At 61.6% G+C, this 21,136-nt stretch carries 17 protein-coding genes; 10 read left to right on the forward strand and 7 right to left on the reverse strand.

Annotated elements, in window-relative coordinates:
- Positions 1-39 precede the first annotated feature (39 nt).
- The 8 genes from ACZY0Q_RS05375 (at position 40) to ACZY0Q_RS05410 (ending at position 8,178) form a co-directional block, all read left to right on the forward strand.
- Positions 40-1,269 (forward strand): polysaccharide biosynthesis protein, encoded by a 1,230-nt coding sequence (locus ACZY0Q_RS05375; RefSeq protein ID WP_463915152.1) that lies wholly within the window; start codon positions 40-42, stop codon positions 1,267-1,269.
- Positions 1,266-2,204, forward strand: coding sequence for a glycosyltransferase (locus ACZY0Q_RS05380; RefSeq protein ID WP_463915153.1), 939 nt, complete (start codon positions 1,266-1,268; stop codon positions 2,202-2,204). The genes ACZY0Q_RS05375 and ACZY0Q_RS05380 overlap by 4 nt, the downstream gene beginning before the upstream one ends.
- Before the next feature lie 55 nt (positions 2,205-2,259).
- A complete protein-coding gene (locus tag ACZY0Q_RS05385; RefSeq protein ID WP_463915154.1) occupies positions 2,260-3,012 on the forward strand; it encodes a glycosyltransferase family 2 protein in 753 nt (250 codons plus the stop codon).
- A complete protein-coding gene (locus tag ACZY0Q_RS05390; protein ID WP_463916258.1) occupies positions 3,012-3,401 on the forward strand; it encodes a DUF2304 family protein in 390 nt (129 codons plus the stop codon). The genes ACZY0Q_RS05385 and ACZY0Q_RS05390 overlap by 1 nt, the downstream gene beginning before the upstream one ends.
- A gap of 2 nt (positions 3,402-3,403) precedes the next feature.
- Positions 3,404-4,297: a glycosyltransferase gene (locus ACZY0Q_RS05395; protein WP_463915155.1), complete on the forward strand. Its 894-nt coding sequence runs from the start codon at positions 3,404-3,406 to the stop codon at positions 4,295-4,297.
- Positions 4,294-5,205 carry a glycosyltransferase gene (locus ACZY0Q_RS05400; RefSeq protein WP_463915156.1) on the forward strand — a complete coding sequence of 304 codons (912 nt, stop codon included), beginning with the start codon at positions 4,294-4,296 and terminating at the stop codon, positions 5,203-5,205. The genes ACZY0Q_RS05395 and ACZY0Q_RS05400 overlap by 4 nt, the downstream gene beginning before the upstream one ends.
- 59 nt (positions 5,206-5,264) lie before the next feature.
- Positions 5,265-6,128: a glucose-1-phosphate thymidylyltransferase RfbA gene (gene rfbA, locus ACZY0Q_RS05405; protein ID WP_463915157.1), complete on the forward strand. Its 864-nt coding sequence runs from the start codon at positions 5,265-5,267 to the stop codon at positions 6,126-6,128.
- 64 nt (positions 6,129-6,192) lie between these two features.
- Positions 6,193-8,178, forward strand: coding sequence for a DUF6541 family protein (locus ACZY0Q_RS05410; protein WP_463915158.1), 1,986 nt, complete (start codon positions 6,193-6,195; stop codon positions 8,176-8,178).
- A gap of 65 nt (positions 8,179-8,243) precedes the next feature.
- On the opposite strand, the gene ACZY0Q_RS05415 is transcribed toward ACZY0Q_RS05410, so the two are convergent.
- The 6 genes from ACZY0Q_RS05415 to ACZY0Q_RS05440 all read right to left on the reverse strand — a co-directional run bounded on the left by ACZY0Q_RS05415 (position 8,244) and on the right by ACZY0Q_RS05440 (position 15,946).
- Positions 8,244-10,304 carry an acyltransferase family protein gene (locus ACZY0Q_RS05415; protein WP_463915159.1) on the reverse strand — a complete coding sequence of 687 codons (2,061 nt, stop codon included), beginning with the start codon at positions 10,302-10,304 and terminating at the stop codon, positions 8,244-8,246.
- 79 nt (positions 10,305-10,383) lie between these two features.
- Positions 10,384-11,109 (reverse strand): ABC transporter ATP-binding protein, encoded by a 726-nt coding sequence (locus ACZY0Q_RS05420; RefSeq protein WP_463915160.1) that lies wholly within the window; start codon positions 11,107-11,109, stop codon positions 10,384-10,386.
- The gene (locus ACZY0Q_RS05425) at positions 11,110-11,991 is read right to left on the reverse strand and encodes an ABC transporter permease (RefSeq protein WP_463915161.1); all 882 of its coding nucleotides are present in this window, start codon (positions 11,989-11,991) and stop codon (positions 11,110-11,112) included. It abuts the gene before it with no gap.
- Positions 11,988-14,003: a glycosyltransferase gene (locus ACZY0Q_RS05430; RefSeq protein ID WP_463915162.1), complete on the reverse strand. Its 2,016-nt coding sequence runs from the start codon at positions 14,001-14,003 to the stop codon at positions 11,988-11,990. Before ACZY0Q_RS05430 ends, ACZY0Q_RS05425 begins: the two co-directional genes overlap by 4 nt.
- Positions 14,000-15,187 carry a UDP-galactopyranose mutase gene (glf, locus tag ACZY0Q_RS05435; RefSeq protein WP_463915163.1) on the reverse strand — a complete coding sequence of 396 codons (1,188 nt, stop codon included), beginning with the start codon at positions 15,185-15,187 and terminating at the stop codon, positions 14,000-14,002. The genes ACZY0Q_RS05430 and glf overlap by 4 nt, the downstream gene beginning before the upstream one ends.
- A 129-nt stretch (positions 15,188-15,316) precedes the next feature.
- Positions 15,317-15,946: an acyltransferase gene (locus ACZY0Q_RS05440; RefSeq protein WP_463915164.1), complete on the reverse strand. Its 630-nt coding sequence runs from the start codon at positions 15,944-15,946 to the stop codon at positions 15,317-15,319.
- Between the two features lie 218 nt (positions 15,947-16,164).
- Here ACZY0Q_RS05440 and ACZY0Q_RS05445 point away from each other — a divergent pair, with 218 nt between their 5' ends.
- Positions 16,165-20,178: an FtsK/SpoIIIE domain-containing protein gene (locus ACZY0Q_RS05445; protein ID WP_463915165.1), complete on the forward strand. Its 4,014-nt coding sequence runs from the start codon at positions 16,165-16,167 to the stop codon at positions 20,176-20,178.
- Here ACZY0Q_RS05445 and ACZY0Q_RS05450 read toward each other — a convergent pair.
- Complete coding sequence (locus tag ACZY0Q_RS05450; RefSeq protein WP_463915166.1) at positions 20,175-20,597, reverse strand: hypothetical protein; 423 nt, start codon at positions 20,595-20,597, stop codon at positions 20,175-20,177. The genes ACZY0Q_RS05445 and ACZY0Q_RS05450 overlap by 4 nt on opposite strands.
- A 246-nt stretch (positions 20,598-20,843) precedes the next feature.
- On the opposite strand from ACZY0Q_RS05450, the gene ACZY0Q_RS05455 reads away from it, so the two are divergent.
- The gene (locus ACZY0Q_RS05455) at positions 20,844-21,092 is read left to right on the forward strand and encodes a WhiB family transcriptional regulator (protein WP_003804966.1); all 249 of its coding nucleotides are present in this window, start codon (positions 20,844-20,846) and stop codon (positions 21,090-21,092) included.
- The last annotated feature ends 44 nt before the right edge of the window (positions 21,093-21,136 follow it).

Raw genomic sequence — 21,136 nt, forward strand, 5'->3', positions numbered from 1 at the left:
AGAGTCGGCAGATTCCCAATCCCAGGACCAGTCAAAAATATGAGAACCGTTTTTGCCCGACTCGCAGGCTTCACTTTCCTGCCCCTCCTGTCCCTGATAACTCCGCTGTTCATGCTCCCGGTCATCGCGCGCATCGTCGGTGACGGCGGGTGGGCTTCTGCCATTGCAGGCCAGGCGATCGGCACCTTTGGGGCCACCGTCATTATGTGGGGCTGGAACGTCGACGGCCCGGTACGGGTCGCACGGGCTGCGTCTCAATCGACCATGGGCAGCATCTACAACGAGAGCCTGCGGACGCGCCTCGCACTTGGTCTGCTGGTTCTGCCAGCTGTGTCGGCCGTGGCTTTCCTTGTCGGCCACGACGGTCACCGCTGGGATGGCGTAGCCATGGCGTGGACGACGGCCCTTGCTGGTTTTTCTCCGGCATGGGTAGGCATCGGCCAAGGCAAGCCCATGCTTCTGGCGGTCTACGACACGCTTCCACGGTTCCTGGCCACGTGCCTCGCCATTCCCGTTCTGCTGCTATCCGGGCAGATTTATTGGTACGCCGGGCTCCTGCTCTTGGCCACTTTGATCAGCCTTGTCGTGTTCCAGCGGAGGCTGGGGCTGCCCATACGATCGTTCGGGGCCCCGCCGGGAACAGTCATGAAGGAACTGAAGAGCCAATCCAGCACTGCGCTGATCAGCTTCAGCGGCAACGCATACGCTGCAACTCCGGCGCCGATAGCCACGCTGACGACTCCGGCGGCAGTGGCTGCCGGGTTCGCCTCCGCAGACACTATTTACAGGTTCGGCCTCTTCTCCGCCATTGCGTTGGGCAATGCGCTACAGGGATGGACACTGGAACGCGACATCCCTAACCGCAGGTCCCGGCACGTAAATGCCCTGATCGCGCACGGTGTGCTGGGAATGTTGGGCTTGGGCCTCTTCGTCGCGCTGGGCCCATGGGTGTCAGCGCTCGTCTTCGGCGACGCACTAAAAACCGACAGGTTGACCTCGCTCTTCTTCGGTTTGGCGTTTTTCTTCCTGTCCGCCGGCACCCCCTTGATAAGGAATCTCCTCATCCCGGCAGGCCGTCAACGCATTGTGCTGAGGTGGACCGTTATCTCCGCTGTTGTCGGTCTTAGTACGATGATTGTCTTGGGTTCCATGCACTTTGTTGCGGGCGTAGCACTCGGGATGGCCATCAGCGAAGCCATCCTCTTCGTCGGCCTTCTGGCTCCGGCACTCGCACACCTGCAAACCGCAAGGGAGCCTTCCACGACATGAACGGGGAACTTTTGAAGTCCGAGGCGAAATCAACTGCTGCCATCGTTGCCGTCTTCAATCCTGATGGATCATTGTTCGACAACATCGCTTTGGCGGCGGCCCAGGTTGGGCGGGTCATCGTGGTGGATGACGGATCAACCGCGCTCGGAACCATCGATTTGTTAGACCAGTTGACGGGCACTGGCGTCACCGTCATCCGGCAAGCTACCAACGGAGGCATTGCTTCCGCCCTTAACGCCGGGATCCGCGCGGCCCTGGAGTCTGACGAGGTTGAATTCGTCCTCACCCTCGACCAGGACTCCGGATTGAAGCCTGACTACGTCCAACGCTGCCTTGAGACCTGGAGGGCGGCAATATCAACTGGCCAGAAGGTGGGCTTCGTCGCAGCCGAGCGGTTTGATTCCAACGACTTTCCGGCCGCCGGAACCGTCAATGGACTGAAGCTCGCTTTTGATCCCCTTCAGTCGGGATGCCTGCTCCCCCGGACAACGCTGGAAGTTATGGGGCTACTCGACGAAACACTGTTCATCGACGGCGTCGACTCCGAGTACACCGCCAGGAATCGTGCGGCCGGACGATTGGTGCTGATCGGACGCGGTTGCGCCATGTCACACAGCCTCGGGGACCGGCGCCAGGTACGGGCCCTGGGCCGCCCCACGCCGCTTAGCTACAACTACCACCCGCCCGCCCGGGTTTACTACATGGCCCGGAATGGAGTCGTGCTCGTCCGACGGTACTGGCGGCGGGCTCCGCGGTGGATCCTCCGCCGCTCGGTTGAGGAACTCAAGGCTCATACTCTCCGGCTCATGTTCAGCCCTGATCGGGCCGCAGTAGCACTCGCCATCCGGTTCGGTCTCGCTGACGCGTTTCGCGGACGCCTGGGCCGGATCCCGGACGCAACCCGGAGCCGAATCACCGCCGGCGGCTCCGCTTAGCCGCTCTTCGGGCAGCGCGTTCTGACAGGGACTGCGTTGATATAGTTGGGATAATATGCGCAATTTGGTAAATAACCGGGTCCTGGTCATCATGCCTGCGTGGAACGAGGCGGATTGTGTGGGTGCAACCGTGTCCGAAGTGCTTGGCCTCGGCGAGCCCTACGACGTCCTCGTGGTCAACGACGGCTCAACGGATAATACGGCTGGGATTGCGGCCGCTGCAGGCGCCACGGTCCTGAACCTGCCGTTCAATCTCGGCGTCGGCGGCGCCATGAGGGCTGGATTCAAGTATGCCCAGCGTCTCGGTTACCCGCAGGTGATTCAGGTAGACGCCGACGGCCAGCACGACCCCCGCAACATCCGGGAAGTGCTCAACGGCCTGATTTCGGCTGACATTTCCATCGGGGCCCGGTTCGCCGACCGTGGTGACTACACCGTCAGTGGCCCTCGAAAGTGGGCCATGAAGTTCCTGGCGTCCGTGCTCACCCGACTTGCGAAAACACCGTTGACCGATGTTACATCTGGCTTCCGGGCCGGAAACGTCCGGGCAATCGCGCAGTATCTCGACCACTATCCCGCCGAATACCTCGGAGACACCATAGATTCGCTCGTGGTGGCAATCCGGTCAGGTCTCAAGGTGACCCAGGTTCCGGTGGAGATGCGGCCACGTCAGGGCGGCACCCCCAGCCACCACCCGATTAAGGCTGCCGTTTACCTTGGCCGCTCGTTCTTTGCCCTTGCGTTTGCGCTGACCCGCCGGCGATCGCACCTTGCGCTACCGGCCCCCACAATGGCAGGACAGAAATGATGCCCAACCTAGCGGCTTTCCTCCTGGCATTGGCCATTGTGGGGCTTGTGACCGAAATGCTCCGACGCAAGAAGCTCCGCGAAAAATATGCCATCTGGTGGCTTGTTGTGGGTGTCGCGACGTTGATCCTCGCAGCGTTCCCGCAACTCCTGGTGATGGTGGCCCAGTTAGTTGGCGTGCAACTGCCGTCCAACCTGCTGTTTATTCTCAGTATCCTGATGCTTCTCGGCGTCTGCCTCCACCTTTCCTGGGAGATTTCTGTCGTTGAGGAGGAAACCCGCGCCTTGGCGGAAGAAGTGGCCATACTGCGCGTCCAAGTTGAACGGATTAACAGCATGGCATCTTCGCCACGTGAGGGCGGCAGTCTCAACCCCGAAGGCAACATCTGACCATGGCGACATCCCTCGACATCTTCGTTCCCTACTGGGGAGACCCGGCCTACATGAAGCTCACGATCGAAAGTGTGCTGGCCCAAAGCGACTCACGCTGGTTGCTCACAGTGATCGATGACGCATACCCGGACCCCACAATTGAGAAGTTCGTCGCGGGAATCGCAGATGACCGGATCACTTACGTGAAGAAGCCGAAGAACGAGGGCATCACTGCTAGTTTCAGGACGTCCGTCCAGATGGCGACTCAAGACCTCGTTAGTGTTGTCGGCTGCGACGATATCCTTCTGCCGAACTATGTGAAAACCATCCTGAAGGCCCATGAGGCCTGCCCCGAAGCCGACATCATCCAGCCCGGAGTACAGGTCATCGATGCCTCCGGAGCACCGGCGAATACCCTTGTTGACCGGGTTAAGCAGAACCTCCTTCGGCCCAAAGTTTCCGGCTCCACCATCCTGTCCGGCGAAAAGCTCGCTACTAGCCTGCTTCACGGGGACTGGCTGTACTGGCCGTCACTAACCTTCAAGACGGCGTCGATCCGTACGGTGGACTTCCGTAACGAGTTCCCCATCATCCAGGACCTGGCGCTGATCATGGACATGATCCTGCAAGACCGCTCCTTGCTCCTCGTCCCCACGGACTGCTTTGCGTATCGTCGTCATTCCGAGAGTGCCTCGTCGATGCTCATTATGGGCGGTTCGCGGTTCTCCGGCGAGCGGGAGTACTTTGCACTCGCCGCCCGGTTGGCCACCGGAAAGGGCTGGCGGAGGGCTGCAACTGCCGCGCGCTTGCGCCTAACATCCCGTGCCCACGCTCTCTCGCTGCTGCCAAGGCTCATCAAGAACAAGGACGGCCGTGGTCTTCGCACCATGGTCCGCCACGGCCTGGGGGCATGATGAACGCAATAGTCGAACCGGTCACTGTGGCCGTCGTCAGTACCTTTAACCCGCATCCAAACCTTGTCGACAACTGTGCTGCCCTGCTAGCCCAGTGCACCGAGGTAATTGTGGCGGACGACGGGAGCAGCGCACCCGACGAAGCCGTCTTCACGGCTGTCGAGGGCCTCGGCTGCACCGTGCTGAGGCTGCCCTCGAATGCCGGAATCGCTGCGGCACTAAACAGCGGCGTGGACCTCGCCCGGGATCGTCAGCGGGATCTGGATTTCGTCCTCACCATGGACCAGGATTCGCTGGTGGAGCCGGGCTTCGTTCGTGAACTCACACTAGCCGCTGCAGCTGCGCAGTCAGCTGGCTTCACGGTGGGAATGGTGGCGCCAGGAACCGTGAGCGGCCTGCCAGGCAGGGCACGGAAGCGCGTGCGGAACGTGGTCATAGGCGACGAACCGGTCCAGTCCGGCCTTCTAATACCTTCAGGCACCATGGATGCAATCGGGAAGTTCAACGAGGCCCTCTTCATCGATGGGGTGGACAGCGACTTCTATTTGCGGGCGAAGGCCGCAGGCTGGAACTGCATTATCGCCCCGAATGCGTCCCTGACGCACTCGCTCGGCACGATGGTACCCGCACGCCTCGGGCCCTGGACTATCAAGCTGCGGGGGAACCAGCTCATGATACGAACGGCCGCAAGCTGGCGCTACTACTACATCGTCCGGAATCGCATACTTCTGGGTCGGAAGTTCGTCCACAAGGAGCCATATTGGGTTCTGCGCGGCTTCCTCGGCGATGCCAGGCACATACTTCTGGTCACCGTTCTCGCTGCGGGAAGGCGTGAGCGCCTGTCCTCCGCAGCCGCCGGACTTCACGCCGGCCTGCGGGGCCGCAGCGGGCCGCGCCACAACGCTTAGAGGGGGCTCAGCGGCGCTCCCGTTTGGCGCAAGGTCAACTGTGGTGAATGATTGAACCCATGCGTGGAATTATCTTGGCCGGCGGAACTGGGTCCCGGCTGCACCCGATCACCCTCGGAATCAGCAAACAGCTTGTCCCCGTCTATGACAAGCCGATGATCTATTATCCGCTTTCCACGCTGATTCTCGCGGGAATCCGGGACATCCTGATCATTACAACACCACATGACGCAGAGCAGTTCCAGCGGTTGCTGGGCGACGGTTCCCGTTTCGGCATCAACCTCAGCTATGTGCAGCAGCCTTCACCCGATGGCCTCGCCCAGGCTTTCATTTTGGGTGCCGAACACATCGGCAACGAAACTGTCGCCCTGGTCCTTGGCGACAACATCTTCTACGGCCAGGGAATGGGGACACAGCTGCGCCGACATGCCGACATAGATGGCGGAGCCGTCTTCGGTTACTGGGTGAAGGACCCCAAGGCCTATGGCGTTGTTGAATTCGACGATGCTGGCAAGGCACTTTCGCTGGAAGAAAAACCGGAAAAGCCGCGTAGCCATTACGCCGTCCCCGGCCTATATTTCTACGACAATGACGTCATCGAAATCGCCAGCAACCTGAAGCCGTCCCCGCGCGGTGAGCTTGAAATCACGGACGTCAACCGGACGTATTTGGAGCGCGAAAAGCTCCAGGTGGAGATTCTGCCTCGGGGCACTGCCTGGCTGGACACCGGGACCTTCAATGACCTCAGCGATGCCTCCAACTTCGTCCGCACGGTGGAGAACCGCCAAGGTCTCAAGATTGGTGCGCCCGAAGAAATCGCCTGGCGCCAAGGTTTCCTCACGGACAACGAGTTGCGGGAACGGGCCGAGCCGCTGGTGAAGAGCGGCTACGGAAGCTATCTTCTGGGGCTCTTGGAAGACTAGGGGGCCGGGCGGGGCAATTTTCCCCGTTCCGTCAATCGCCTTCCGTATTTCTTGTGGAGTCTAAATGAGCTGGTTTTCAACGGTACCTATTGTTGCCGCATGCCTGGCGCTGCTGTTCCTGCCCGGCATTCTGATTGTCTTGGCGCTGGGTTTGCGAAAGCCCGCATTCATTGCCGTGGCCCCGCCGCTGACGGTTTGCCTCGTCGCAGTGACTGCCATCGTGGCACCCTACCTGGGCGTCGCGTGGTCGCTGCTGCCGGTCCTTGCCGCCACGGCCCTTACGGCTGCGTCAATTTGTGGCCTCAGGAAATTGGTTGAACGACGGAGGTCCGCACCTGACAGCCCGCGTCCGGCGTTTGGCAAGCCCACGGGGATGCATGCCGTAGCGGCGGCCGGGTTCGTTATCGGTGCAGGATCCATTGCACTCCAGCTCCACCGGGCACTCGGTCGCCCTGAGAGCATCTCGCAGACATTCGACAATGTCTTCCATCTGAACGCTGTGCGGTTCGTCCTGGAATCCGGCAATGCATCATCGATGACCCTCACCGGGATGACAAATGGCGACAATCCGCCATACTTCTACCCAGCTGCGTGGCATGGGCTGGCTTCATTGCTCGTCCAGATCACGGGCGCGCCGTTGACCGTCTCCGTCAATGTCCTCAACCTTTGCATCGCGTCCACGGTGTGGACGCTCGGGTGCATGTTCCTGGTGCGATCCATCGCGGGTCCCAACTCTTACGCTGTCGGGGCGGCCGGGATCCTGGCCGCAGGGTTCGGTTCCTTTCCGCTCCTGCTGCTCGACTTCGGTGTCCTGTACCCCAACTTCCTGTCAGTAAGCATGATCCCAGCGGCGCTCGCCTGCGTCAGTATCTTTTTCAGCACCAGCGACCTGTCCGCTTCCGGAGCGGTGGCGCGCTACACCTTGGCGCCTTTGGCGGCCATCGCGGTTGCAATCGCGCATCCAAACGGCGTTATGTCGCTGATCGCGCTGTCCATTCCGATCATGGTTTCAGCCTTCGTAATGTATTGGGTCGTACGCCGACGGAATGGCAACACGATCCAGCTCAGTCTTGTGGCCGGCGCAGGACTGCTCGCGATCCTGGGGATCATTGCCGTCCTCTGGAAATTCGTTCGGCCCCCTGCAGCGGCAGCCACGTGGTTGCCTGTTCAGACTCCGGGGCAAGCCGTGGGAGAGGTGCTGACGAACTCTGCGATGCTTCGTCCGCCAGCATGGGCGGTAAGTATTCTAGTGATAGTCGGGCTTGTCTACGTTCTTCGGAAGCCTCGGTCTTTGTGGCTAGTTGGCTCGTTCCTCATAGTGGCCGGCCTGTTCGTCGTTGTGTCAGCTGGCCCGGCCGGTTGGCTCCGCGACATATTAACAGGAGTCTGGTACAACGACAGCTACCGCCTTGCTGCGTTGCTGCCTGTGACTGCCGTTGCCCTTGCCTCAATCGGGGCGGCCTGGGTGGTGCGAACATTACAGTCCCGCTGGCGAGCCGCCACGGAGGACCGCGTTCTGCCCGCCCTGTTCAGGAAGCCAGCGGTCGCATCATTCATAGTGCCAGTCGCTTTCTTGGCCGTCGTAGCAGGCGCTCAGGCACCCCCGATGATTACTCCCGTTCGTTCGGCTCAGGCAAATTATTCAACGACACCGGACTCGCCTCTCGTTAGTTCTGACGAGATGGCGTTGATCGATGAGTTGGATGACTTCGTCCCGGCCGAGGCAACCATTGCTGTAAACCCTTGGACTGGAGGTGCGATGGCATTCGCCATTGCCGACCGCAACACAACGTCCAAGCACACTCTGACCACATACACCAAGGCAACTGAGTTGCTGAACGAGAAACTGCGGGAAGCAAGCACTGATCCATCCGTCTGCGCGGCCGCCCGGGCGGACAACGTGGGATTCGTGCTTGATTTTGGAACCCGCGAGGTCCATGGTGGAAACCACGGCTTTGTCGGCTTGCAAATCCCCGATTCTACGCCCGGCTTCGACCTTCTGGCGCGACACGGTGACGCAAAACTGTTCAAAGTAACTGCCTGCGGCTGACCCGCTCGCCGCCATGGAAGGCTGCAACCCCAGGTGACTCGCCCTATTTTGCGGCGGAAGCCAGATCAGAGGCGTAGCATTCTGGCCAGTGGAGAGGCGAGCGTCCTGGCGTAACTGTTGGTCATGTGGTTGTCCCTATAGACCAACACGTTGCCAATGACCGACGGGCAGGACCCATCGGCGCAGAAGAAGGGGTAGAGGTCGATGACCTCGACGCCGGGCACCCTCGCGGCAGCTGCGACCAACGGATCCTCCGGACGGTCCTCGGGGGGCTGCTGCACGGTGCAGGCCTCGGAGGCCGGACCGTGCGACTGGACGCAGTCCGGTGCCGCAAAGTCGGGATAGGGAATATCCATCACGACGGCGACCCTGATGCCGGCGTCCCGAAGCGGCTTGAGCATGGCCACATACCCGGACACGAGCGACTCCGGATCCTTCCACCCCCACTGCAGGGCGCGCCGGTATCCCCAAGGCGTCATACCGGACACCACCACAAGATCAGGCTTTCGGTGCAGGATCCGCTCCAGCGACACCCGGTTCTGGTTGGGGCAGTTGTGGAAGACCGTATCCGCGGATTCGGGCGGTGCAGCTGAAAAAGGGCAGCCGTTCCGGACCATCGCCTGGACGTTCCAGCCGGCCTGCTCCCCTACCAGCAGCAGGGGGTCGACCAGCTGGGCCGCATGCGAGTCACCCACAAGCATCATTGTCCGCTCCGCATCCGGACGGCCGTAACGGCACGCCTCATCGCCCATCGTCGACGGATCGAACGCGCCGCACTCGTTGCCGCCCGTCAGTGGCACATCCTTCATCGCCACTGCCGGGTCGGGCCGCAAAGCGAGGCCTGACGGCACTGCCGCTGGCCGGTCCCGGTCGAGAGCCATCGCGCCGGGATACTGGCGAATATTAAGGGCACCGTCCAGCTGCTGGGATTTTGCTTCAACGATTCCCCAGGGCGCCACCGCGGCCACCAAGGTTGCAACCACCAGGCCGGCTGCCAGGACAAACGCTCCGCGGTGGCGGGACCGGCCGCTGGTGCCGGTCGCCGGACGCCCGGACGGATGCCGGAACCTTTGTTCGACGAGGTAGTAGGAGGCAATTGCCGCGGCCATGCTGATAAGTGCTATCACGGATCCATGAAGGAAGCTGGGCGCCCTGCCCAGGCGGAAGACATAGAAGACGACCACGGGCCAGTGCCACAGGTAAAGAGAGTACGAGATGTCCCCGAGGTACTTGGCCGGGCCGATAGCGAGTATCCACGACGCGCTGAAGCGCCCGGCGTCGTCCGTCTTTTTCGGTTCGGTGCCCGCCGCCAGCACCAGGACTGTTGCCGCGACGGGAAGCAGCGCCACATAGCCCGGAAAATCCATGGAGGTGGAGAAAGTGAAAGCGCACCAGAAGACCGCCGCCAGCCCGGCCCATCCCAGAAGCCGTCCTGTACGCTCCCCGAACTGCAACCGTGGTGCGGTCAGTGCCAGGATGCCGCCGAGGCCTAATTCCCAGACGCGTGTGGTTGTGGCGAAGTAGGCGACGTCATGGTCGGCTGCCGAGAACGCGATGCTGTGGACGAATGACACGGCTGACAGCGCAATGATCAGGTAGAGGCAGGCAGTCTTCCTGGGCACGCCGGACTTTCGGGCCCACGCGGCCGCGGCCAGCAGGCACAGGGGCACCACAAGGTAGAACTGCTCTTCGACGGCCAGCGACCAATAATGCTGGACGGGCGATACGAGGGCAGTGGCTCCTTCGTAGCTCCCGGAGCCGAAGGCCTGGTTCCAGTTCTGGACCTGGAGGGCCGCCATGACCACGTCGAAGGAGATTGACTGCCACCGGCTTTGAGGAAGCAGGAGAACCATCGCCGCGAGGGTTGCCAGCAGGACCAGGCTGGCCGCGGGGAGGAGCCGCCTAATCCGCTTTGCGTAAAACGACCGTACGGAGATCCGCCCGGTGGCCTCGACTTCGCGGACGAGCGATCCAACAATGAGGAAACCCGAGATGACAAAGAAGACGTCGACGCCGATGAAGCCGCCCGGCAGTATCTGCGGCCAGATGTGGTAGACGATGACCAGCCCCACTGCCACCGTCCGGAGGCCTTGGATGTCGCGGCGCGGCGCAGGCAAAGATGACACGACTACCTTCCGGTTGAGAGCGATAATTGTCCGCTCCGTTGCTGGACGTTCTCTCCCGCAGGAGCGGGCTGGTTTGCCGCTAGGAGCGCAGCATCGCCACTGCGTCGTGAATGGGTCCGTCGAACAGGACGTTTCCGTGCTCCAGCAGGATTCCCCGGGCGCAGATGCGCGACACGAGGTCTAGGTCATGGCTGACCACCACGAGCGTCTTGCCGTTGCGCGCGAGTTCCTGGATCTTGTCGATGCACTTCCGCTGGAAGGGCTCGTCTCCGACGGCGAGAATCTCGTCAATCAGGAACACTTCAGGATCTGTGTGGACGGCAACGGAGAACGCCAGCCTAAGATACATGCCGGAAGAATAGAACTTAACCTCGGTGTCGATGAACTGACCGATCTCAGAAAACTCAACGATGTCATCGAATCGCTCCTTGACCTGCTGCTCAGTCATCCCCAGGATGGCGCCATTCAGGTAGACATTGTCGCGACCCGAAAGATCAGGGTGGAATCCAGCCCCAACCTCGATCAGGCCTGCGACTCGACCACGCGTGCGCACACTGCCGGCGTCCGGCAGCATAACGCCCGAAATGTGCTTCAGCAGTGTGGATTTGCCAGATCCGTTCAGTCCCAACAGCGCTACAGTTTCCCCTGTCTTCACGTGCAAGGAAACGTCTTTCAGGGCATGGAATTTCTGAGACATATCGCCTTTTCGCCCCTTGGCCAGCCACACAACGGCTTCCTTGATGGAACGCGTATGGCGAAGAACGAACTCCTTGCTGATGCCGGAGACCTCTATTGCATTAGTCACTCACAGCTCCTGAGCAAAGCGGCCCTCAAGCCGCCGAAAAGTGAATTGTCCCAAAACGAGAACCGCGAGGGAAACTACAAGCCCTACTGGCAACCACAACACGAACAAATTCGGGGGTATCGCCGATGACCCGTCAGTCGTCGGGAACCAGAAAGCGTAGTGGAACAGCTCGACGCCAATCGTGACCGGGTTTGCCTGATAGATGGCATAACCGACAGAGCCAAGCTTGTCGTGCACCATGGTCCATGCGTACATCACCGGCGACGCCCAGGTGGCGACCATGAGCAACATATCTACGATGTTCTCGGAATCCCTGAAATACACGTTGACGGCCCCGAAGATCAGACCAAGCCCCGTAGCGAGCAAGGCCACCACTACGAATCCACAGAGTGCGGTGAGCAGCTGGAAAGCATCTGGACGCCAACCGGCAAACAGGCAGGCAGCCACCAGAACCACTAGCTGAGGAAAGAAATGAACGGCCGACACCCAGACCGATGCCACGGGAAACAATTCCCGGGGTAGGTAGATCTTCTTGATGAGATTGCCGTTATTGACTATCGACCGGGCGGCGTTCCCCAGCGCCTCGGAAAAGAAGTTGATGAGAACAATGCCTGAAAACAGGTATACGGCATAGTTCGCCAGTCCCTCAGGATTCCTCGGGCTGCGTTCCAGCCCGAGGAATACGCCCAAAGCCACATAGAAGACAATGAACTGCACGCCGGGCTTTACATAGGACCAGAGCATGCCCAGGGCGGAACCCCGGTAGCGGATTTTGAGTTCCTTGCGTACCAACAGTTTCAGCAGGAAACCAGATTGCCGGATGTCGCGGAGTCCTCCGCTCACCCCCGGCGCAGTCAGTTCCGCGGCACTAATACCGCTCACTTGACATCGTTCTGAGTGTGCTGCTCGAACGTCTTCCTCCACGATTCAATGGATGTCAGGTCGTTCATGGCAGTTTTGTATTTCCTGCTTAGAGCAGGCCAGTCCCTAAGCAGTTCTGCGTGCAAGCGCGCGCTTTCAGCCAACATCTTGCGGAGCTTTTTCGGATCGCGCCGGTACCATGACGCGCCTGTCCCCTCAGCATTGGAAACTACAGCGCTGTCGTACTGTGACATCCGCCACCAGCGGTTGTCCTGATGGGCGATAGTTGTCTGAGGACGTTCGGCACTCAATCCGCTGACCGGGGAGGCCAACTGGCGGATTACAGTTTTTGCTGCCCACGGAATAAGCGAAATCTTTGATGGCTGTGAAATTCCCTGTCCCCGTCGCGGAGGCTTATCCATCTTGGGAGCAGGGAATTCGTCAGGGGCCGGAAGGAACACAGAATCAGAGTATCCAGACATCATTTCCCTTATCTGAGGGAGTTTTGTCGAAAGCAGGTCCCGAAGGCCATCCGGTCCCTTCAGCACGTCCTCAAGCGCCCAGCGACGACCGTGAGCAGTCGCGTACTGCATGGATACGAGATGCTTAATGTCCGCGTACTGCGATTCCCGCGGTACGCGGCCACCAAACTCATAGGGGCTATGCAGCAGTCCAACGATGAACCGGTTGCGTGCATGGAAGTAAGCCTGCCACCCAACAAGGTCGTCTTTGTCGATCCATGAAACGTGCCAGACAGCAGAACCGGGAAGTGAGACCGTCGCGTAGCCTTTGGCCTTCGCGCGGAGACCGTACTCCGCGTCGTCCCACTTGATGAACAACGGAAGGGAAAGCCCGATATCGCGAATAACCTTCGTGGGAATCAGGCACATCCACCAGCCGTTGTAGTCCACATCGCATCGGCGGTGGAGCCAGGAAGTTTGGCGGAGATTCGACGACATGAAGTCGTGCCCCAAGATCATTTCATCACTGGGCAGCGACGGCTGGAAGCGGTAAGGGTTAACAGTTTCACCGAACGTATGCATAACAGTCCGGTTGTACAAGTCGAACATATGTCCACCGACAATAGTCGGCGTCTTGCAACGATCTGCAAATGTCAGCAAACGTGTGATGCTCTCAGGCTCGACCACAACATCGTCGTCCATGAGCAGGACGTAATCGCTGCCGTTCTCCACAGCCTCAAACATGCCGCGAGCAAAGCCTCCAGAGCCACCGAGGTTGGACTGGTTAATAATCCGCAGCTTCCCCTGCAGTGCATTCTCTACCTCCGCAAAGCCCTCAGCGTCAGCAACTTTTTGGGATCCCTGGTCCACGATGAGGATTTCCTGGACGTGTTCCAGAGCCTCAGGGTTCTCGGCGAGGAGACGCAGGTTATTGAGGCAGAAGTCCGTCTTGTTGAGCGTGGTGATCTGCAGCGTCACCGAACCAGAGGGCGTCTCGGCCGCTGGCCCCTGCCATTCCGCGTCCAGCATGACGAGGGGTTCCGAGCCGGCCACGAGATCGAACCAATACCAGCCGCCATCGCCGAACGGTGCCAGGGAAAGATTGAAGGAGTTCTCCGTGATTCCCTCCACCCTGCGGGTGTCCACGCGCTGCAGCGAACCGCGCGCGTTCGACTTGTAGACGATGACAGATCCGGTCCCTTGCGTGCGCACGTGCAGGCGGATCTTCTCAACATTGGTCCAACGGCGCCAATAGCTGGCAGGAAAAGCGTTGAAGTAGCTGCCGAAGGAGACCCGCTCCCCGGACCGCACTGAAGTCGAGAAGCGCGACAGGAAGTCTTCAACGTGGGCTTCCTTAGTCGGGCTACTCACGGTTTGCGGCTTGCTGACCTTTTTGTCGGGGTCACCAATAGTGGGCAGCTGGATTCCGGTGGCGGTGCCCATGTCCATGTACAGCGGCACCGTGTCCATCTGGCTGGAACTCGGGAGGATAACCCGCTGGAGCGTACTCCACCGCTCTCCGTTAGCTTGTGGGCTATCGATGCCATTCGTGCTTTCAGTTGAGACACTCATGCGTCAACGCCTCCGCTTTCAAGCTTTGTTCCGGCCTCAAAATGCGGCCGAATCTGGTTGTCAAACATCGTCAGGGCCGAGCCGATGGCCATGTGCATGTCGAGGTATTTGTATGTGCCAAGCCGTCCGCCGAAGAGAACGTCTTTTTCGGCTGCGGCCAGGTCGCGGTACTTCAGCAACCGCTCCCGGTCCGTCGGCGTGTTGATCGGGTAGTAGGGCTCGTCGCCCTTCTCCGCAGCACGGGAGAACTCGCGCATAATGACGGTCTTTTCCGTCTGGTAGTCGCGCTCGGGGTGGAAGTGACGCGGCTCAATAATGCGCGTGTAGTCCACATCGGCGTCGTTGTAGTTGACCACCGACGTCCCCTGGAAATCGGCGACGTCGAGCACCTCTTCTTCGAAGTCGATCGTGCGCCACGAGAGGTCGCCCTCGGTGAAGTCGAAGTACCTATCAACAGGGCCTGTGTAGATCACGGGGATGTTGCCGACGACCTTGTCCTTGCTGTACTCGTGCGATTCGTCGAAGAAGTCCGTGTTCAGCCGAACTTCGATGTTCGGGTGTTCCGCCATCTTTTCAATCCAGGCCGTGTAACCGTTGGTCGGCAGGCCCTCGTACTTGTCGTTGAAGTACCGGTTGTCGTAGTTGTAACGCACCGGGAGGCGGGAGATGATGCCGGCGGGCAGGTCCTTGGGGTCCGTCTGCCACTGCTTACCGGTGTAGTGCTTGATGAACGCTTCGTAGAGCGGCCGCCCGATGAGCTGGATGCCCTTGTCGTTCAGGTTCTGCGGATCAGTTCCGGCGAGCTCGCCGGCCTGCTCCTGGATTAGGGCCTGGGCCTGGGCCGGCGTCAGGTTGGCACGGAAAAACTGGTTGATCGTGGCCAGGTTAATGGGCAGGGAGTAGACCTCACCCTTGTGCACACCGTAGACCTTGTGGACGTAATTCGTGAACGTGGTGAACCGGTTCACGTATTCCCACACTCGCTCGTTCGAGGTGTGGAAAAGGTGAGCACCGTAGCGGTGCACCTCAATCCCGGTCTGCTCTTCCTTTTCGCTGTACGCGTTTCCACCGATGTGATGCCGGCGGTCAAGGACGACCACCTTCAAGCCGAGCTCGGTGGCGGCCTGTTCTGCGATTGTCAGGCCAAAAAAGCCAGACCCTACGATGACGAGGTCAGCGGTCACAAAATCTCCTGGTTCGAAAGCGGGCAGCGCAATGTTGCGCATTGTCTGCTGAACCAGCCTACCCGAGACCCCATCGTGACCTACTAATCCGGGGCGGCCGCCCCGATGCTGCCGAGCACAAAACGGCCGCTAATCCCCCACCTGGCGCAGCCCGCCGTCGTGCTCCTCATAGCGGTTGCCCGTGCGCGGGCACACCCATAATCCGTTGTCCTCACGCAGCGGAAGTCCCGCTTGGCCCACCCAGCCAATGCGTTTCGCTGGGACACCCGCCACCAGGGCGAAGTCGGGCACATCGCGCGTCACCACTGCGCCAGCGGCTACCGTGGCCCAGGCACCGATGGTCACCGGCGCAATGCAGACAGCACGAGCTCCGATCGAGGCACCTTCTTTGATGGTGACGCCAACCTTGTCCCAGTCGTCCTCGGTCTTGAGCGTCCCGTCGGCGTTGATGGCCCGGGGAAACACGTCATTCGTCAGCACCACCGCCGGCCCAATGAACACACCCTCTCCAAGAACCGCAGGCTCGTAGACCAGAGCGTAGTTCTGCACCTTGCAGTTGTTTCCCAGCTGCACGCCGGGACCGATGTAGGCCCCGCGGCCGATGATGCAGTTCTCTCCCAGTTTGGCCCCCTCGCGGACCTGCGCAAGGTGCCAGATCTTCGACCCCTCACCGATGTCGGAGCTGGCTGAGACGTCGGCGGTTGCTTCCACTGAACTCACGGGAATCGCTCCTTCTGGTGGAGGGCTCGGACATTGCATGCGGCGTAGTGCCACTGATCCTAACCGAGGCCCGCGGCCTACGGACAGAGTCCGTCGGAGACTCCCCGAGCCTTTATCCACATACGGCTTTCACCCCCGCGACATGCTCCAGCCCGACGGCTAGCTTGTAGAGAGAAGCCGACCGTTAGGACGCTCACATCATGCCGCTGCACTGCACGCTCGTTCGGAGCCCGGGCGCAGCTCGCCAGGAACCTCCCGTGGAGCTGACCATCAAGGGCCCACTGGGGGCTTCCGGCGCGGAACTCCAGGCCGTGCTGACCGCAAAATTCGGGACCGGGATTGTGTCTGTCGACAGCCAGCCTGTCACTGAGCTCACACTCGGACAGCCGCCGCTGGTCAACGGAGCCACGCTCGTTGATGGAGCGGACCTCATGGGTCGCAGGTCCCGGCAGCGCGCCTCCGAGCCTCCGGCGTCGCTGGCGTTGGCCGTGCACAGCGGTGCCGGCGCGGGGACAGTTGTGCCGCTGCGCCGGGGCACGTATACCGTGGGCCGCAGCAACGCCGACATACTCATCCCCGATGCCGATCTTTCGCGCGTCCACGCGCGCCTGGTGGTCACGGAGACAGCCATCACGATCATTGACTTGGACAGCGCCAACGGCACCGATGTGGACGGCGAGCGCGTGCGGAATGCGGAGATTTCGACCGGCTCCAGCATTCGTTGCGGCAACTCCACCATGTCGTTGGCGTTCCTCGAGCGTTCCGGTAACGGATTGGCTGACGCGGGGATGGATGTCCACGAGCCGTTGGTTGTCGGCCGCCGCGACGATCCAACGAATCGCGCGGCCCTCATCCTGACTGCTGTGCTGCCATTGGTCATCGGCGTGGGCCTTGCCGTCCTAACCGGAATGTGGATGTTCCTGGCCTTCACCGCCGTCTCAGCAATCTCCCTCCTGGTCCCGGTGATCGGCGGACGCCGGCAACGCCGCGAACTCGCTGCAGCGATCAGAGACGCTGTCACCCAGGACCAGGAACGACGACGGCGGGCCGCGCCGCCGCTCTCGGACCTGACCATCGGGGGCACAACAGTGAAGGATCGGGCCGGGCCGGCCGCCAACGATGGCATCTGGCTGCGGCTGGGCCAAGCCATCCAGCCAGCCAATCTCCGGTTTGAGCCCACGGATCGGGGCCGGGCAATTCCTTCGGCCGGTTTACTGCCGCTGACGCTCAGCCCGGCCAGGCCCCTCACCACTATCCGCGGGCCACACGCCGCCGTCGACGGGCTGGTGCGCTCACTACTGATGCAGCTCGCCGGCTTTCCGCGGGGCCGGAATACCCGGATGGTTATCCATGGCAAGGAAGAGCGTCTCCCCCTCGCCGCACGCTTTCTTGAGGGTGTCACGCTGTCCTGTCAGTCCAGCACCGTCGGGACCCTGCTCAAACAGGGCTTCGGGCTTTCTCACGGACACGGGGTGCTTCTTCTTTTGGACGGGACGGAGTCCGCGGCCCAAATCACCGCCACTGCCTTGGACCACGGGTGGCAGGTCATTTATGCCCCCGAAGGCGGGACCGTGCCAACAACAGCAGACGTGGAACTCGGTGAACGCTCGTCTGTGTTCAACGCTGCCGACGAGAGCATCCGATTCCTCGCCGATCTGGCGCCTGTAGACGTCTTCAACAGGTTTTGCCGCGGCCTGGCGCGGGATGGGAACCGGTCCGGCGGCGCAGCACGGACCATTCCCACGGCCTGTCGGCTCGTAGAGATGCTCCCCTGCTCCACGCCCGACACATCCAGGCGATGGTCAGCAAACAGCAGCCGTCCCGGGTTAGCCGTTCCCATCGGGCGCGGTCTTGAGGGTGTCCGGACACTCGATCTCCAAAACGACGGACCGCACCTGCTGGTCGCCGGCACCACCGGCTCCGGAAAATCCGAACTCTTGCGCAGCCTGACCGTGGCCCTCGCCCTCAGCTACGCGCCGGACCGCATCAACTTCCTTTTTGTGGACTTCAAGGGCGGCTCGGGACTTGGGCCCCTGACCGGACTCCCGCACTGCGTGGGCATGCTCACTGACCTGAGCAGCCACGAGCTCGAACGTGCGCTGCATTCGCTCCGCGCCGAGATTAGATTCCGGGAAGTGCACCTGGCGGCAGTTCAGGCACCGGACCTGACGTCATTCCGGGCGACGGCGGCAGGCCGGGCCTCGCCGCTCCCCCACCTCGTGATTGTCATCGACGAATTTCGAATGCTGGTGGAGGAGGCACCCGAATCGCTCCGGGAGCTCATGAGGATCGCCGCCATCGGCCGTTCCCTGGGCATTCACCTGATTATGGCCACGCAACGGCCCCAGGGGGCGCTGACGGCCGACATTCGTGCCAATGTCACCACCAGTATCGCGTTGCGCGTCCAGTCCGAGATGGAATCGGTGGACATCCTCAATTCCAAAGCCGCGGCCGGCATAAGTGTGGATACGCCGGGCCGGGCTTATCTGGCCCGCGGAACGGAGGCTCCGATGGAGTTCCAGGCCGGATCGCTGACAGCCGGAGCCACCCGGTCTGAACCGGCCGGAGTCTCCGTGTGGTTGGCCTCCGAGTACATCGATACCCCCGCCGTACCGGAGGGCTTCGGATCTCCCGGCAGTGTTCCGACTCCTGCCGAAGCGACCGCCCCGTTGATAGCCTCCATGACCGGATTGTGGGAGGCCATGAACGGTCCACCCATCCGGAAGCCGATTGCTGCACCACTCCCCTGGCTCCTCGCCGAACCTGCTGGCTCGCCTACCCGTGAGCCCGCTGATGACAACCACGAAGCTGACCATGACTATGCGCGGGACAACGCCAATGCCGACGGCCGAGCCAGCTGGTCCATAGAGTTCGGCCTGATGGACCTGCCCGCCGAGCAATCAACTGCCCCTTTGATCTGGGAACCTGCAGGCCACGGACACCTGGCGCTCATAGGCGGACCGGAATCAGGGGTGGCCGACGCAATCCGGCTCGCAGTCCTCCGTTTGGCATCCCAAACCAGGGAATCGCACTTGTATGTTCTGGACCCGGACAGTTCGTTCGCGGGGTTGGCTTCCCACTGCCGGGTGGGCGCCAGGGCAGGACTTCATGAGCTTCGCCGCGCCGTACGTATCCTGGAGCGTCTGGCCCGGGAGCAGTCCTACCGACTAGGACGTCCGGCCGCTAGCGACGACATACCGCTCGTGCTGGTGGTCGCTGGCTGGGGATCATGGCTCTCGGCTTTCCGTGCAGGGCCGTTGGCGTGGGCCGAGGACGTTCTCCATGACCTTGTCCGTGATGGAAGCCGAGCGGGTATCTCAGTGATCATCTCCGGTCAGCGGGAACTGGTCACTGCCAGGTTCTTCGCAGCCGTTCCGAACCGCGTGTATTTCCCGACCGGATCCAGCGATGACAGCCGGGTTGCCTGGCCGAAACTGCCTCCGACTGCGTCCGTGGTCGGCAGGGGCGTGGCAGCGGGCGCGCTATCGGGTGGAAGAACCGCAGTCTGCCAGTTCTACACAACTCCCGTCGGTGACACACGGGATCCGGAGGTAGCCCAACCCCAACAGCCTTCGATGCGCCGTCGGCCCTTCCGTGTGGAGCCGCTGCCGGTCATGGTACCGGCGGCCCGGATAGATGAAAGGGCGGCCGTCCAGATCCCGGCCGGACTGAAACCCAGGGCCAGACAAGGGCAGCGCACCTTCCGCATCGGTGTGGGCGGTGACGAACTTGAACCGGTGTCCGTCCGGGTGCCGGCGGGCGGGGTACTGGCCGTGCTGGGCGGCCCGGCGTCGGGCAAGTCGTCATTTCTCCGGCTGCTCCCGAGGGTGAACTCTGGAACCGGACCGTGGCTCCAGCCGGAGCCGATTGCCGAACCTGGGGAGTACTGGTCGGGGATCCTGCGCCAAGCCACCGCTGGCGGTGTGGAACGGAACTCGGTGGCATTGGTTGACGATGCGGACCTGTTGCCGCAGGACGTCAACCGCGACCTTGCCGACCTCAACGCGCTTGGAATCACGGTGGTGATGACTGCGGGGTACAGTCCGGTACTCGCCCAGCGTGTTCCGCTGGCGCTCCAGGCACGCAACCTGGGCCGCGGCATCCTGATCGCACCCAGGACCTTCATGGACGGCGACCTCTTAGGGGTCCGATTCGAGGCGGAAGCCAACCCGCCACCGGGACGGAGCGTTCTCATTCAGGACGGCCGCGCCCTGGCCGTCCAGCTGGGCTGGGCACCGCCGGATCAGTCGCTGGACGGATTGGCTGCCTAGAACGCCGGAGGCGAATCCCCTGTCCGGGAGGCGTAGCTGATGACGCGTTTGTCAAACAGGAGCACTATGGCCGCAAGGGCCGGCACCACCATGGCGATCCCAGCCCAGATCACGCCGCCCGTAAGGGTCGGAATGCCGATAGTTAGGACAAACAACTGGGCTACCAGCGCCGCTGCCCGCGTCCACCGGCGACCGATGAAGAGAAAATGCCCTACCGAATAGAGCCAGGCCGAGAAAGCAAGCAACAGCCCCAGGGTAAAAACGGCACCCCAAAAAGACATGACCGGGGCGGCCGTCAGGAGTTCGTAGCCGTACCAGGCGGCGGCAACCAATAGCGCGGTGGCTTCGGCTGCAACAACGAGCGATATCGCCACAATGCCGCGGGGGCGCGTCGAAGGCGGCTGGTCTGAAGGGTTCATGGGGGGTCTTGACACACTGGCACCCTACCGGACATAGTCGGACGGTGGCGGGGACCGGCAATGCCCGTGTGATGTATCGCTCAGCTATCCGGGGATTTCCAGCTCTATTACCCCTTGTTTACACAGCGTTAACATGACAGGCTTGATTGAGATGACCAAGGGGGCCCCAGAGGGCCCTTTTCCTTTGTAGCTACTAGTGAATTATTTCACAAACGGCTTATCCCAGAATTGGAGCAACTGATCAGCATGGATTGGCGTAACCGCGCGGCGTGCCTCGACAAGGACCCGGAACTGTTTTTCCCCGTAGGAAACACAGGTCCTGCCCTCCTCCAGATTGAGGAAGCCAAAAGCGTATGCCGCCGCTGCCCCGTCGTTGACACGTGCCTTCAGTGGGCTCTCGAGTCCGGCCAGGACGCCGGCGTCTGGGGCGGTATGAGCGAAGACGAACGCCGCGCCCTTAAGCGCCGCGCCGCACGCGCCCGCCGCGCCTCCTAGGTCCGGTCCAACCAGCGTCGGTCCCCCGGGCCCAGTCCTACCAG

Source organism: Pseudarthrobacter lactosi (genome assembly GCF_055412785.1).